The organism is Streptomyces sp. NPDC088730 (assembly GCF_044751215.1).
GTDB lineage: Bacteria > Actinomycetota > Actinomycetes > Streptomycetales > Streptomycetaceae > Streptomyces.
Genome location: NZ_JBIVLK010000010.1, coordinates 214,173 through 228,148 on the forward strand (window position 1 = coordinate 214,173; position 13,976 = coordinate 228,148).

At 70.9% G+C, this 13,976-nt stretch carries 14 protein-coding genes; 9 read left to right on the top strand and 5 right to left on the bottom strand.

Annotated elements, in window-relative coordinates; translation table 11 throughout:
• Nucleotides 1-49: 49 nt before the first annotated feature.
• From ACIP89_RS27075 to ACIP89_RS27105, 7 genes are all read left to right on the top strand, one after another.
• Entirely contained in the window at nucleotides 50-892 is an 843-nt protein-coding gene (locus tag ACIP89_RS27075) for a glutamate ABC transporter substrate-binding protein (RefSeq protein WP_401931129.1), read from the top strand.
• Between the two features lie 74 nt (nucleotides 893-966).
• Complete coding sequence (locus ACIP89_RS27080) at nucleotides 967-1,632, top strand: amino acid ABC transporter permease (protein ID WP_401931126.1); 666 nt, start codon at nucleotides 967-969, stop codon at nucleotides 1,630-1,632.
• A complete protein-coding gene (locus ACIP89_RS27085) occupies nucleotides 1,629-2,540 on the top strand; it encodes an amino acid ABC transporter permease (protein WP_401931123.1) in 912 nt (303 codons plus the stop codon). Before ACIP89_RS27080 ends, ACIP89_RS27085 begins: the two co-directional genes overlap by 4 nt.
• Before the next feature lie 240 nt (nucleotides 2,541-2,780).
• Nucleotides 2,781-4,400 (top strand): FAD-dependent monooxygenase, encoded by a 1,620-nt coding sequence (locus tag ACIP89_RS27090; protein WP_401931420.1) that lies wholly within the window; start codon nucleotides 2,781-2,783, stop codon nucleotides 4,398-4,400.
• 32 nt (nucleotides 4,401-4,432) lie between these two features.
• On the top strand, nucleotides 4,433-4,519 hold the full coding sequence (locus ACIP89_RS27095) for a putative leader peptide (RefSeq protein ID WP_311307652.1): 87 nt from the start codon (nucleotides 4,433-4,435) through the stop codon (nucleotides 4,517-4,519).
• Nucleotides 4,520-4,593: 74 nt separating this feature from the next.
• Complete coding sequence (locus tag ACIP89_RS27100; RefSeq protein WP_402117211.1) at nucleotides 4,594-5,205, top strand: cysteine dioxygenase; 612 nt, start codon at nucleotides 4,594-4,596, stop codon at nucleotides 5,203-5,205.
• Nucleotides 5,202-5,624, top strand: coding sequence for a rhodanese-like domain-containing protein (locus ACIP89_RS27105; RefSeq protein WP_402117213.1), 423 nt, complete (start codon nucleotides 5,202-5,204; stop codon nucleotides 5,622-5,624). The genes ACIP89_RS27100 and ACIP89_RS27105 overlap by 4 nt, the downstream gene beginning before the upstream one ends.
• 62 nt (nucleotides 5,625-5,686) lie before the next feature.
• Here the strand turns inward: ACIP89_RS27105 and ACIP89_RS27110 are convergent, their stop codons facing one another.
• Complete coding sequence (locus tag ACIP89_RS27110) at nucleotides 5,687-8,245, bottom strand: FtsX-like permease family protein (RefSeq protein WP_402117214.1); 2,559 nt, start codon at nucleotides 8,243-8,245, stop codon at nucleotides 5,687-5,689.
• 323 nt (nucleotides 8,246-8,568) lie between these two features.
• Between ACIP89_RS27110 and ACIP89_RS27115 the strand changes: the two genes are divergently transcribed.
• Nucleotides 8,569-9,273 carry a hypothetical protein gene (locus tag ACIP89_RS27115; RefSeq protein ID WP_402117216.1) on the top strand — a complete coding sequence of 235 codons (705 nt, stop codon included), beginning with the start codon at nucleotides 8,569-8,571 and terminating at the stop codon, nucleotides 9,271-9,273.
• A gap of 52 nt (nucleotides 9,274-9,325) precedes the next feature.
• Here ACIP89_RS27115 and recX read toward each other — a convergent pair whose 3' ends face one another.
• From recX to ACIP89_RS27135, 4 genes are all read right to left on the bottom strand, one after another.
• Nucleotides 9,326-10,081 (bottom strand): recombination regulator RecX, encoded by a 756-nt coding sequence (recX, locus tag ACIP89_RS27120; RefSeq protein ID WP_402117218.1) that lies wholly within the window; start codon nucleotides 10,079-10,081, stop codon nucleotides 9,326-9,328.
• A gap of 3 nt (nucleotides 10,082-10,084) precedes the next feature.
• On the bottom strand, nucleotides 10,085-11,218 hold the full coding sequence (gene recA / locus ACIP89_RS27125; protein WP_401931108.1) for a recombinase RecA: 1,134 nt from the start codon (nucleotides 11,216-11,218) through the stop codon (nucleotides 10,085-10,087).
• Nucleotides 11,219-11,414: 196 nt separating this feature from the next.
• Nucleotides 11,415-12,590, bottom strand: a complete 1,176-nt coding sequence (locus tag ACIP89_RS27130; protein ID WP_402117246.1) for an AI-2E family transporter — start codon at nucleotides 12,588-12,590, stop codon at nucleotides 11,415-11,417.
• Nucleotides 12,591-12,774: 184 nt separating this feature from the next.
• Nucleotides 12,775-12,969: a DUF3046 domain-containing protein gene (locus ACIP89_RS27135; RefSeq protein ID WP_073737752.1), complete on the bottom strand. Its 195-nt coding sequence runs from the start codon at nucleotides 12,967-12,969 to the stop codon at nucleotides 12,775-12,777.
• Nucleotides 12,970-13,048: 79 nt separating this feature from the next.
• Here ACIP89_RS27135 and ACIP89_RS27140 point away from each other — a divergent pair, with 79 nt between their 5' ends.
• The gene (locus tag ACIP89_RS27140; RefSeq protein ID WP_402117220.1) at nucleotides 13,049-13,963 is read left to right on the top strand and encodes a hypothetical protein; all 915 of its coding nucleotides are present in this window, start codon (nucleotides 13,049-13,051) and stop codon (nucleotides 13,961-13,963) included.
• Nucleotides 13,964-13,976: the final 13 nt, after the last annotated feature.

The window sequence follows — 13,976 nt, forward strand, 5'->3', positions numbered from 1 at the left end:
CCAGGACCGGCTGATCACTCACATCGCGTCAACTCTAGGGAATTTCACCATGCAGCTTCGTAAGGTCACTGCCGCCTCGGCCGCCGTGCTCGCCCTCGCTCTCACCGCCACCGCCTGTGGGTCCGACGACAAGGACGACTCGTCCGGTTCGGGCGGCGGCAAGAAGATCACCATCGGCATCAAGATCGACCAGCCGGGTATCGGCCTGAAGACCCCGGACGGCAAGTTCACCGGCTTCGACGTCGATGTCGCCACGTACGTCGCCAAGGAACTCGGCTACGACGCCAAGGACATCGAGTTCAAGGAGACCAAGAGCGCCGACCGCGAGACGTCGATCGACCGCGGTGACGTGAAGTTCATCGCCGCCTCCTACTCGATCAACGACGAGCGGCTGAAGAAGGTCGACTTCGCGGGTCCGTACCTCCTGGCCCACCAGGACATCCTGGTCCGCGCGGACGACACCTCGATCAAGTCGCCCAAGGACCTGAACAACAAGAACCTCTGCTCGGTCACCGGCTCGACCTCGGCGCAGAACATCCACGACACGCTGGCCCCGAAGGCGCAGCTCCAGGAGTACGGCGGCTACTCGGAGTGCCTCACCGGCCTGGAGAACAAGGCCGTTGACGCGCTGACCACGGATGACAGCATCCTGGCCGGCTACGCCTCGCAGGACGCCAACAAGGGCAAGTTCAAGCTGGCCGGCTTCAAGATGACCAACGAGAACTACGGCATCGGCCTGAAGAAGGGCGACGCCGACCTCAAGAAGAAGATCAACGACGCGCTGACCAAGATGGTCTCGGACGGTTCGTGGGAGAAGGCCGTGAAGGCCAACTTCGGCCCGGCGAACTACAAGAACGAGCCCGCCCCCAAGATCGGCAACGTCGTCAAGTGAAGCAGGGCTGACCGGGCGCGCCGTCACTGACGGCGGCGCGCCGTGCCCTCCTACACGCGGAAGCGCGGGAGATCGTGTTCGACTTTCTTGATGGTTATGACCTGCTCGGGGCGTTCTGGGTGACGGTGCAGCTCACCGTCTACTCCGCCCTCGGCTCCCTCATATGGGGAACGCTGTTGGCCGGTATGAAGGTCAGCCCGGTCCCCCTGATGCGCGGTTTCGCGACCGGCTACGTCAACGTGGTCAGGAACGTACCCCTGACCGTGATCATCCTCTTCGCTTCGCTGGGCCTGTTCTCGACGCTCGGTGTCAAGCTCGGAGCGAGTGACTTCACGGGTATCAACTTCCGGCTCGCGGTACTCGCCCTGACCGCCTACACCGCCGCCTTCGTGTGCGAGGCGCTGCGGTCCGGCATCAACACGGTGCCGGTCGGCCAGGCCGAGGCGGCACGCGCCCTCGGTCTGAGCTTCACCCAGGTACTGCGGCTGATCATCCTTCCGCAGGCGTTCCGCTCCGTCGTCAATCCGCTCTCCAACGTGCTGATCGCGCTGACGAAGAACACCACCATCGCTTCGGCGATCGGTGTCGCGGAGGCCTCGTACCTGATGAAGAAGATGATCGAGAACGAGGCCCAGCTCATCCTGATCTCGGCCGTCTTCGCGTTCGGCTTCGTCGTCCTGACCCTTCCGACCGGCCTCATCCTCGGCTGGGTGAGCAAGAAGGTGGCGGTGAAGCGATGAGCTCCGTCCTCTACGACGCCCAGGGGCCGCGCGCCAAGCGGCGCAACATCCTCTACACGGTCCTGTTCGTGCTCGCCGCCGCGGCTGTGGTGTGGTGGGTCTACGACGGCCTCGCCTCCAAGCACCAGCTCGACTGGATCAAGTGGAAGCCGTTCTTCACCAGCTCCCTGCCCTGGCAGACGTACATATGGCCGGGCTTCCAGAACACGATCAAGGCGGCGTTCTTCGCTCTGGTCATCGCCCTGCCGCTGGGTGCTCTGTTCGGGATCGGCAGGCTCTCTGACCACCGGTGGATGCGGGTGCCGTCCGGCGTGGTCGTGGAGTTCTTCCGCGCCATCCCGGTACTGGTCCTGATGATCATCGCGAACCAGGTGTACTCCGAGTACACCAGCATCGACACGGAGACCCGTCCGCTGTACGCGGTGATCACGGGCCTGGTGCTCTACAACGCGTCGGTGCTCGCCGAGATCGTGCGCGCCGGCATCAAGACGCTCCCCTCGGGGCAGACCGACGCGGCCAAGGCGATCGGCATGCGCAAGGGCCAGACGATGCTCTTCGTGCTGCTGCCGCAGGCGGTCACCGCCATGCTCCCGGCGATCGTCAGTCAGATCGTGGTGATCGTGAAGGACACCGCCCTCGGTGGCGCGGTACTCACCTTCCCCGAGCTGCTGGCCTCGGTCCGGCCGATGGCAGCGAACTACGGCGCCAACACCATCGCGTGCTTCACGATCATCGCTTTGATCTACATCGCGCTGAACTTCACCCTCACCTCGTTCGCGAGCTGGCTGGAGCGGCGGCTCCGGCGCGCGAAGAAGAGCACGGGCGCCGTCGTGGGCACCGGCCCCGGGGGCGAGCTGGAGACGATCGGTGCGCCGTCGCTCAACATTGATGACGGACGCGCCGTCTGACGGCTGATCAACAGAAGTCCGCGAGGGGCGGTGGCGCACGCGCCACCGCCCCTCGCCGCGTTCCGGTGTCACTTGACGCAAGCACCGGCAGTAGGTTGCATACGTTCTGTGATCGCGCCCCGAGCCCCCTACGCCGCCACATCTCCGTCGCCGCCGTCCCCGACCTCGCGGGCTGCTGGCCCGTCCGCTCTGCCCGTGCGCCGCCACGCGTCCGACCGCACACGTTCCGGGGGCCGCGCCGTGGACCCGGTGATCATCGTCGGTGCCGGGCCGGTCGGCCTGGTGCTGTCGCTCGCCCTCGCGGCTCAGGGGGTGCCCTCCGTGCTCCTCGACGAGGATCCCGGCAAGGAGGAGACGCGGCCGGCCCGCACGGTGGTGCTCCGCGAGGACACCGCGGCCCTGCTGGAGCGGCTCGGCTGCAAGACCCTCCAGGACGAGGGGCTTCGCTGGTCCGGCTGGCGGTCCCTGCGACGCAAGCAACTGGTACGCGAACTGCCCCTCGGCGAAGGCGAACACGCGCAGTCCGGGGACTCGCCGGCCGCCCCGGTCCACATCCCGCAGCACGCACTGGTGCGCGGACTGCGGGACGCGGTGGCCGCGCAGGACCTCGTGCGGACGGCACGGCACAGCCGCATCGACACCCTGGAGCAGGACCCGGCCGGGGTCACCGTGCACACCAGGGAGCCCGGGTCGACCTGGTGGCGCGGGAGCTACCTGGTCGGCTGCGACGGGGCCCGGTCCACCGTGCGCAAGCTCCTGGACATCCGGTTCCCCGGGCGCACGGCGGTGGAACGGCATGCCGTCGCCGCCCTGCGCACCGAACTGCCCTGGCCGGGCGAGGCCGTACTGCACCGGCTGCCGCCGTGGCGCTCCGGCGGTGCGGAGGTGACCGCACGGCCGCTGCCGGACGGCGTCTGGCGGCTCGACTGGCTGCTGCCGCCGCGTGGCGAGCTCGTCACGCCCGACGTCCTGGTCGCCCGGGTCCGGGACACCCTGGCGGGCTGGTGCGGCGAGACACCCCCGTACGAACTGCTGGACACCGGCGTCTACACGCTGCACCACCGGCTCGCCCTGCGGTGGCGGGTGAAGCGGGCGTTCCTCGCCGGGGACGCCGCCCATCTGCTGGGCGCGCTCGGCACTCAGGGGCTGGACGAGGGGCTGCGCGACGCCGAGAACCTGGCCTGGAAACTGGCGCTGGCCTGGCACCACGGCGCCTCCGACGTGCTGCTCGACAGCTACCAGGCCGAGCGCCGCGCCGCCGTCGCCGCACGGCTGCGCGCAGCCGACCAGTCGCTGCCGATACTGCGGGGCGGCGGCGGGCTGCGGACCCTGGTCCCCGGGAGCGCACGGGGGCACGATTCGCTGCTGACCGACGGGCATCTGGGATGCGGCCCCCTCGGTGCGCCCCCTTCCTACTCGCTGTCCCCCCTTGCGCCCCCGCGCGCCGAGGCGCACACGTCCGTGGGTACGCCCCCCGGTGCGCCGGTCTCCGATGTACGGGTGACGGCACCGGACGGCACCGGCGTACGGCTCCGGGAACGGCTGGGGCAGGGGCGGCTGCTGGTCGTCCTGGTGGCCCCCGGTACTGGAGTATGGGACCGGCGGCACTGGATGGGCGCTGGAGTGATGCCCCGGCTCGTCGAGGCGGTGGACGCCCTGCCGGTGAAGGGCGAACTGCTGGTGGCGGAGAGCTATCCGGGGGCCCCCGCGCACACCGTTCTGCTGGTCAGGCCGGACGGTCACCTGGTGGAGTCGTTCAGCGGGGTACGGCCCGCCGAGCTCCGCGCGGCAGCGGAAGCGGCGCGCGGCGGCGCGGCCCGCACCTCCGAACGCTCCGACCGCACCGCAGACATCAATTGACCCCCGCGGGCGCACATGGTCTACTCCGGAACATGACCGACACCGATGTGCGCCTGTGGCGGAGGGTCCATATGGACCTGCTCCGCTATGCGGGCTGCGTGTGTCGCCCGTCCTGCTGAATCGCTCTCTCCTGCTCCGCCGTGCGCCATGACGTACGGCAGGACATCCACGCGAACCCTCAGGACGGTCCCCTGTGTCTGCCTCTGCTTCCCCTGCGCCCGCTTCCCCTGCGCCGGCCCCCTCGGCCCCCGCGTCCGTCTCTCCCTCCCCCGTTCCCGTACCCGCTCCCGCTTCTGCCCCGACCGCTCCGACCGCTCCGACCGCTGCGGAACTGCTCGACTTCGTCCGCCGTACCGCCGCGGACGCCGGCCTCATCGCCTCGCTCCCGCTCGACCCCGAGGGCCGCACCTGGATCCGGCTCGACGGGCCCGGCGGCAGTGAGGCCTGGCTGATCGGCTGGCCGCCCGGCACCGGCACCGGCTGGCACGACCACGCCGACTCCATCGGCGCCTTCCTCACCGCGAGCGGCACGCTCAAGGAGCACTCGCTCGCGGCGCGGCTGCCCACCGACGGATGGAAGACCCTCGAACTGACCGAGGGCATCGACCGTTCGCGGGAGTTGACGCCCGGTCAGGGCAGGGCTTTCGGCAGGCACCACGTGCACGAGGTGCTGAACGAGTCCGTGGACGAACACGCCGTCTCCGTCCACGCGTACTACCCCCCGCTCCCGCAGATCCGGCGCTACAGCCGCACGGACGCGGTACTCCGCCTCGAACAGACCGAAATCCCGGAGGACTGGCAGTGAGCGACGCAGCGCACGGAGGTACGGGGCCGGAGGGCACCCGACAGGTCGCGATAGACGAGCTGCTGGAGCGGGTCAGGTCCGGATACGAGCGGATCGGCCCCGAGGAGGCCAGTGCGGCCGCCGCCGACGGGGCCCTGCTCGTCGACATCCGCTACGCGGAGCTGCGCACGCGGGACGGGCTGATACCGGGCGCGCTGCTCGTCGAACGCAACGAGCTGGAGTGGCGGCTGGACCCGCAGGGGAGCCATCGCGCGGCGGAGGCGGTGAGCCACGGTCTCCGGGTCGTGGTGATCTGCAACGAGGGCTACGCGTCGAGCCTCGCCGTCGAGTCGCTGCACCGGCTCGGGCTCTACCGGGCAACCGATCTGGTGGGCGGCTTCCAGGCTTGGCGCGCGGCTGGGCTCCCGGTCGATGTGTGACCGGGAGCCCCCGCCGGCCCCGGAGTCCCCGGGGCCGGCGGGGGCTCCGGGGGCTCCGGGGGCTACTGGCCCGATGTGACGGCCTGGACCGGTCGGGCCTTCAGCGCCATCCGGCCCGGCAGTGCCGTGGCGGTCAGGGCCAGCAGCGCCGCGGCGCCCACCACGGTCGCGTACACCAGCGGCAGAACGGCGGGCGCCGCACCGCCCGTCAACCCGATGCTGAACGCGGTCAGTACGGCGAGCGCGATCCCGGAGCCGAGAACAGCGGCGATCAGCAGGACCGACAGGGTCTCGATACGGAGCATCCGCAGCACCTGGCGGCGCGTCGCACCGGCCAGCCGGAGCAGCGCGAACTCCTTCAGGCGCTCGGACACCGACATGGCGAGCGTGTTGACCACGGCGATGGCGGTGAAGGCCAGGACGAGGCCCATGGCGAGGAGGTTGACCTCGGCGTTGTTCTGCTGCTGGTCCGCCTGGAGCCGGTCGGCGGCGGTCGGTGCCAGGACCGCGATCCCGGGAAACTTCCTTACGGAGGCGGTCAGATCGCTGCGTGAGGCGTCTCCGGACACCAGGACGGTGGCGGCCAGGGGGTTGTCCATGTGACGGGCGACCAGTTCGTGCGGCAGCGTCAGATCCCCGAAGCCCAGGCCCCGGTGGTAGACGGCGGCGACCGTGAGGGTGGCGGGCGTTCCGTCGCCGAGGTGCAGTCGCAGCTTGCTGCCGGGGTGGAGACCGAGCTGGTCGGCGGCGAGCTCACTGACCGCGGCGGTACGCGAGCCGGCGCTGAACGCGGCGAGCGAACCGCTGGTCACCTCGGGGTCCCAGGTGCGGGCGAGGCCGGCCGGGGTGACCCCCTGGGCCGGGTACTTGTCGAGCCCGACCCGGACCGTGGTCCGGACGACCTCCGTGGCCGCGGTGACACCGGGCGTCGCGCGGACCGCGTCGACGGCCGCGGCCGGGACGCCGGGGCCCTGTGCGCCCAGTACCCAGGTCGCGCGGGTGCCCTCCCGGGCCTGCGCCAGGGCGGCGTTCCCGAGGGTCGGCTGGATGAAGAGCACCGTGCAGGTCATGCCGATGAGCAGGGTGAGCGGGGTGACGACGGAGGCCATCCGGGTGGAGTTCCCGCGGACGTTCGAGTGGGCCAGCTTCCCGACGGGCCCGGCCGGCCGGAGCACCAGGCCCAGCAGAACGGCGGCCGCCCGTACGAGGTGGGGACCCAGGAGCGACACCGACGTGGCCAGCATCACCACGGCGAGGAAGGTGACGGGGGTCGAGGCGGCCTCGGTGCGCAGGATGCTCAGTACGGCGACCAGCACGCCGCCGCCGACGAGCAGGACGAGACCGGCGGCGGTCCGCAGGCGAGCCGGACGGGCACGCTCGACCGCCGCTTCGGCCATGGCCTCGGCCGGGCGGAGCCCGGCGATGCGGCGGCCGGAGATCCGGGCGGCGGCCCAGGCGCCGATGAGGGTGACGGCCAGGGCGACGCAGGCCGGGAAGATGCCCGCCGTCCGCTCCAGGGTCGCCGGGACCGCCCCGGTGTCGATGAATCGACCGTGCAGCCAGCCGGCGAGCGGCAGCCCCGCCAGCGCGCCCAGCACCCCGGCGACGGCACCGACCACCAGCGCCTCGCGTCCGAGCAGGCGACGGATCTGCCGTGAGGTGGCGGCGATGGTGCGCAGGAGGGCCAGTTCACGGTGGCGCTGCTGGATGGAGAGCGCGAAGGTGCCGACGACGACGAGTACGGCGACCAGCAGCGAGGTGCCGCCCATGGCCGCTCCCATGGAGACGAGCTTGACCCGGGCGCCCGCCGCGTCCAGGAACTCGACCGGTCCCCGGTCGTCACCCGTGGCGACCTGGGCGGTCGTTCCCTTGAGGGCCTGACCGACCCGCTGCTTCAGGAGGCCGGGATCCGTACCGGCTGCGGGCAGCACGCCGAACGCGGTGACCTGGCCCGGACGGGCGGCGAGGCGCTCGGCCTCCGCGGTGGAGAAGAACAGCGAGGTCTGCTCCCGGAGCCGGTCGCCGCCTTCCGGGGCCGCGACGCCGCTGACGCGGTACGTACGAGGGGCCCGGGTGGACTGGACGGTGATCCGGTCCCCGACGGACAGTGCCGCCCGCCGGGCGAGGCCCCGGTCGATCACCACATCGTCCGCGGCGGCCGGTGCACGGCCCGCCGTAAGGGCGAACGGAGTGAGCGGGGCGGAGGTCCACGCGTGGCCGTAGGACGGCGGACCGGACGCTCCGCCGTCCCCGGGGAGGCCGAGCGGCTGGGCGAGGAAGGTCAGTTCGGGTACGACCGCGCGAACGCCCTCCACTGCGCGGAGCCGGTCGGCGTCGCCCGCGGGGAGCCAGGCACGTTCAGCGACCGGCTTCGCCTTGTGCTTGGTCTTGGTCTTCCCGTTGCCCCGGTGCTTGACGGTGGTCTGATGGACGTTCTGGTCCGCGGAGACGACGAGCGGGGTCGCGGCGTAGCGCTCGGTGGCGATGCGTCCGCGCAGGCCGGTCTCCAGCAGGGTGCCGCAGGCGGTGACGAGGGCGGCGGCGCACATGAGGGCCAGCAGTGCTCCGAGGAATCCCCCCTTGCGGTGTCTGATCGTCCCCAAGGCGTAGCGCAGCATCATGATGCGACCGTCTCTTTTCGATTGTCCGCGGTGTTGTCGGCCGAGCCGCCACCGTCTCCGGGCCCTCTTCCCAGGCCTTGTCCGGGCTGCTTCGGCATGCGTCCCAGACTCCTCTGTGCGTGGGGGCCGGTGCACTGGAGCGTCCCGCCGTCTTGATGCGGGGGCTTTCCCCCGTACCGGGTCCCTCTCTCCGCGGCCCGCGGGCTCTTCCGGCCCGAATCCGTCGCGACACACCCGTATGGCCTGGCTCCGGTGGAGCGATCCCCGTACGGGACGGACATTCGGCTCAACGACAAGGCCGCTACGACGGGGAGCCCGCACCGATGCCGACCACCGCTCCGACCACTGCCCTGACCCCTGACGAGCTGGACATTCAGGCCGCTCGACTCCATGACACGGATGCGTGGCGGCAGATCGTCACGGGCTGGGACCGCACGGCCCCGGAACCCGGACGCCCCGTCCCGGCTGAGCCTGCTGCGGACACGTCACATCCGGACCGGTCGCTTCCGGACGCGCCACTTCCGGAGGCGTCGCATCCGTCGCAGGCGGACCCGGCCGACTGGCGTGATCTGCTGTCCGTGCCGGTGGATCAGCTGATCGCGGACACCCTCCGTACGCTGCCCGTCGCCCCGCCGCGCGAGCGTCCGCTCCCCGGGCGCCTCGGTGCGGTACTGCCCGACCGGCTCCACTCCTGGCGGCGCATCGGACAGCCCGAGGTGCGGCCCTCCACCCATCTCGCCCACGCACGGCAGATCCTCACCGAGTGGGGCTGGCAGAACACCCCGTACCGGTTGCGCAACGCGAGGGGCGCCCGTTGCGTCTGCGGTGCCATGCTCACCGCGCATCGCCTCGGCTACGGTTCGGCGGCCACCGTCGACCGGGCCGGCGCCTGGCTGATCACCGAGCTCCGCTCCCAGGGCTGGACCGGGCTGATCGGGCCGTGGAACCGCTACCCCGGGCGCACCGCCGCCGATGCGGTCGCCCTGATCGACGCCACCATCAGCCGCGCAGCCCGCGCCGGGCAGTAACGCAGGCCGGCCGCGGGACCGACGGGTCAGAAGCTCCGGTCAGTAGCTCCGGTCAGAAGGGTTCGTCCAGCCCTTCCGTGTCCTCGCCCTCCTCTTCGAGTGCCGTGCGCACCACACGCAGGGCCATTCCCTCCCCGTATCCCTTGCGGGCGAGCATGCCGGCGAGCCTGCGCAGCCGCTTGTCGCGGTCCAGCCCCCGCGTGGAGCGGAGTTTGCGCGCGACGAGTTCGCGCGCCGTCGCCTCCTCCTGGTCCGGGTCGAGCCGGCCGACGGCCTCGTCGATGACCGTGGCGTCCACGCCCTTGGTCCGCAGCTCGCGGACGAGGGCGCGGCGGGCGAGTCCGCGGCCGTGGTGCCTGGATTCCACCCAGGCGTCGGCGAACGCGGCATCGTCGATCAGACCGACGTCCTCGAAGCGCGACAGGACCTCTTCTGCGGCCTCGTCCGGGATCTCCCGCTTGCGCAGGGCGTCCGCGAGCTGTTTGCGGGTGCGCGGGGTCCCGGTGAGCAGCCGCAGACAGATGTTGCGCGCCTGCTCGACCGGGTCTCGCGGCTCCCCCTTCTCGGCCCTCGACGAGGAGGGGGAGCCGCTGCTTCTGGAACGGGACCGGGAACGGCGCCCGGCCCCCTCACCGAACCCCGGACCCGACCCCCTGCCCCGGCCGGCCCCCGCTGCCGATTCGTAGGGGAGTTCGGTCTCCGAGCCGGATCCGGAGGTGCGGCCGCCGGTTGATGCGGCGGCGAATCCGGGGCCGGGGCCCTCGCCGGATTCGGCGGCGCTGCCCGGCCACTCCGTACGACGCGTCACGGTCTAGCTCTTGGCCGCCGCCGTCTTGGCCGGCTTGGTCTTGCCGGCCGCGGCGGACACCGGCTTGGCCGCACCGTCGGCCGGAGCAGCGGCAGTCCCGGCCGCCGCGTCCGCTGCGGGCTCGGCGGAGGCCGCGTCGGGCCGTACACCGACGCCCAGCTTCTCCAGGATCTTCTTCTCGATCTCGTTGGCGAGATCGGGGTTGTCCTTGAGGAAGTTGCGGGCGTTCTCCTTGCCCTGGCCGAGCTGGTCGCCCTCGTACGTGTACCAGGCGCCGGCCTTGCGCACGAAGCCGTGGTCCACGCCCATGTCGATCAGGCCGCCCTCGCGGCTGATGCCCTGGCCGTAGAGGATGTCGAACTCGGCCTGCTTGAAGGGCGGTGCGACCTTGTTCTTGACGACCTTGACGCGGGTGCGGTTGCCGACCGCGTCGGTGCCGTCCTTCAGCGTCTCGATACGCCGGATGTCGAGGCGCACCGAGGCGTAGAACTTGAGCGCGCGGCCACCGGTGGTGGTCTCCGGCGAGCCGAACATCACGCCGATCTTCTCGCGCAGCTGGTTGATGAAGATCGCGGTGGTCTTGGACTGGTTGAGCGCGCTGGTGATCTTCCGGAGCGCCTGGCTCATCAGACGGGCCTGCAGACCCACGTGCGAGTCGCCCATCTCGCCCTCGATCTCCGCACGGGGCACCAGGGCCGCCACGGAGTCGATGACGATCAGGTCGAGGGCGCCCGAGCGGATCAGCATGTCCACGATCTCAAGGGCCTGCTCGCCGTTGTCCGGCTGGGACAGGATGAGGTTGTCGATGTCGACACCGAGCTTCTTCGCGTACTCGGGGTCGAGGGCGTGTTCGGCGTCGATGAAGGCCACCGTGCCGCCGAGCTTCTGCGCGTTCGCCACGGCGTGCAGCGTCAGCGTCGTCTTACCGGAGGACTCCGGCCCGTACACCTCCACCACACGGCCGCGCGGCAGGCCGCCGACGCCGAGCGCGACGTCGAGCGCCGTCGAACCGGTGGGGATCACTTCGATGGGCTCGTTCGGCCGCTCGCCGAGGCGCATCACCGCGCCCTTGCCGAATTGCCGCTCGATCTGTGCGAGTGCGGCGTCCAGCGCCTTCTCGCGGTCGTTTCCTGCCATGGGTTCCACCCGATTTGCTTGAGTCGATCGCTTCACGTCTCAGACGCTAACCCCTGCCACTGACAATGGGCCTCGACGTCCTCCCGGCCTGTGGACAACTCCACGGTCGAGCCCGGCAAACCCCGGCCGGAATTCCATAAGAAAGGATGTTCGATTTTGGTGTCAAGCGCGCCACGCCCCACCGGCTCACCCGCCCTCAGGGGCGCGGCTGCGGTCCCTGCGGCTCGTCGTCCTCGCCCGCCCCGTGCCCGTCACCGCTCTCGGGGGCATGCCGGAACCGGCGCAGCCGCGCCGCCAGCGGTTCGCCGAGCCGCCACTGGTGCTGCCCGTGCACCCGCGGGTCGTCCGTGACGTCGTACCGCTTCACATAGGCGCCGAGGAAGGCCTGCAGCGTGGCCACCGCCGGAATGGCGATGAGCGCGCCGACGGCGCCCATCAGTGCCGTGCCCGCGATCACCGAGCCGAAGGCGACTGCCGGGTGGATGTCCACCGTCCTGGCGGTCAGCTTGGGCTGCAGCACGTAGTTCTCGAACTGCTGGTACACCACGACGAACCCGAGGACCCAGAGTGCGTACCAGGGATCGACGGTGAAGGCGATCAGCATCGGCAGGGCGCCCGCCAGATAGGTGCCGATCGTGGGGATGAACTGCGACACGAGCCCGACCCAGACCGCGAGCGCCGGCGCGTAGGGCACTCCGAGAGCCGCCAGCAGGATGTAGTGCGCGATTCCCGAGACGAGCGCCATCAGGCCGCGCGAGTAGAGGTATCCGCCGGTCTTGGCGACCGCGATCTCCCAGGCCCGCAGCACCTCCGCCTGGCGGGAGGGCGGGAGAACGGAACACAGTCCGCGGCGCAGCCGGGGTCCGTCGGCAGCGAAGTAGAAGGAGAACAGGAAGATCGTCAGCAGCCGGAACAGGCCGCCGAGGACCGTGGTCGACACGTCGAGCACACCGGTCGCACTGTTCTGGACGTACTTCTGCAGCCAGTCGGAGTGCAGCAGGCTGTCCTGCACCTCGACCCGGGAGAGCTCCGTGTGGAAGGTCTGGTTGACCCAGTTGATCACCGAGTCGAGGTACTTGGGGAACTCGTCGACCATGTCGACGATCTGCCCCGCGAGCATCGATCCGAGCATCACGACGAAACCGACGCTCGCGATCAGCACGGCGAGGAAGACCAGGAACGTGGCGAGGCCCCGGCGCATACCGGCGGCCGACATGCGGCTCACCGCGGGCTCGATGGCGAGCGCCAGGAAGAAGGCGATCAGTATGTTGATCAGCAGGCCGATGAGCTGGTCGAACGCCCAGCTCCCGAGCCGGAAGCAGGCGTAGAGCGCAAGGGCCAGCACCATCGCACGCGGCAGCCAGCCGGGCATGCGGACCGGCCCGGCATCCGACGGCGGGGCCGGTGGCTCGACCGGCGGGACGGGCGGGGTGAGGGGCGGCTGGGTCTGAACGGTCTCGTCTGTCGGTGCCACAGAACCAGTCTCGCCTACGGCCGCAACACTCCGGCGCGCGCCCCGGGCGACCGTTGTCCGGCGCACGGCTCCGAGCTGCGCCTCAGCGCTTGTCCGCGGGGATGCCGACCGCCGTGCAGACACCGCGCCAGACGTCCTTGGCCTCCCAGCCGGCGGCCAGTGCCTCATGGACGGTACGACCGCCCAGCTCGGCCATCACATGGTCGCGCGCGAAGGAGTCGGCATAGCCCGCGCCGAAGTGGTCCGCCATCCGTTCCCAGAAAATCGTCAACCGCATGCCCTCAGTATCCCGCTCCTGAGAGTGCAGCCGGGCCGCCTGCCCTTGCCGGGAGCTCACACCGGCTTACGGTCGGTCCATGGCTGGAACCGGAGAAAGTCCCCTCAACCGTGCCGAGCAGTTCATCTGGCTCACGGCCCGTGTCCTCGAACAGCGGCGGTTCGCTCACCACTTCCTGAACGGAAGCGCTGATGCCGTGGAAACGGCGCTCGCCGCCCATCTCAACGAGGACGGCGGGTACGGTCACGCGCTCGAACCCGATCTGCGCGGACCCGTCAGCCAGCCGCTGCACACGGCCCACGCGCTGAGCGTCCTCGATTCCATCGGCCGCTGCGGCGGGATCCGGGTGGAGCGGATCTGCCGCTTCCTTACGGACGTGTCCACGAAGGAGGGTGCCCTTCCCGCCCTTCTTCCCTCGCAACGCGGCTATCCGGCCGCCCCCTTCATTCCGATCGTCGACGACCCGCCGGCCGAGCTGCTGGCCACCGGCCCCGTGGTCGGGCTGCTGCACCGCAACGCGGTGTGGCATGCCTGGCTGTTCCGGGCCACCGACTTCTGCTGGGCGGCCGTCGATGCCCTCCAGGTGTCTCATCCGTACGAGATCGAGGCGGCCGTCGCCTTTCTCGACGGAGCCCCGGACCGGTCGCGGGCCGAGGCGGCCGCCGACCGTCTGGGACGCCTGGTACGCGAGCAGCGGCTCGCCGTGCTCGATCCGGAGCAGCGGGCGGATTACCCGGTGGCGGCCGGTTACGCGCCCGGCGAGCAGCACTTCCCGTACGACTACGCCCGTGCCCCCGAGTCGCTCGCCCGCCGGTGGTTCACCGATGCCGAGATGGAGCTGTCGCTGGACCACCTGGCGGCCGGGCAGCAGGCGGACGGCGGCTGGCCGGTGACCTGGCGGCAGTGGGCGCCGGGGACCGCCCTGGAGGGGCGGCCGCTGGTGACGCTCAGGGCGTTACGGACGTTGCGCGCGCACGGGCGCGTTCTGGTCTGACGCGGCCCCGGGC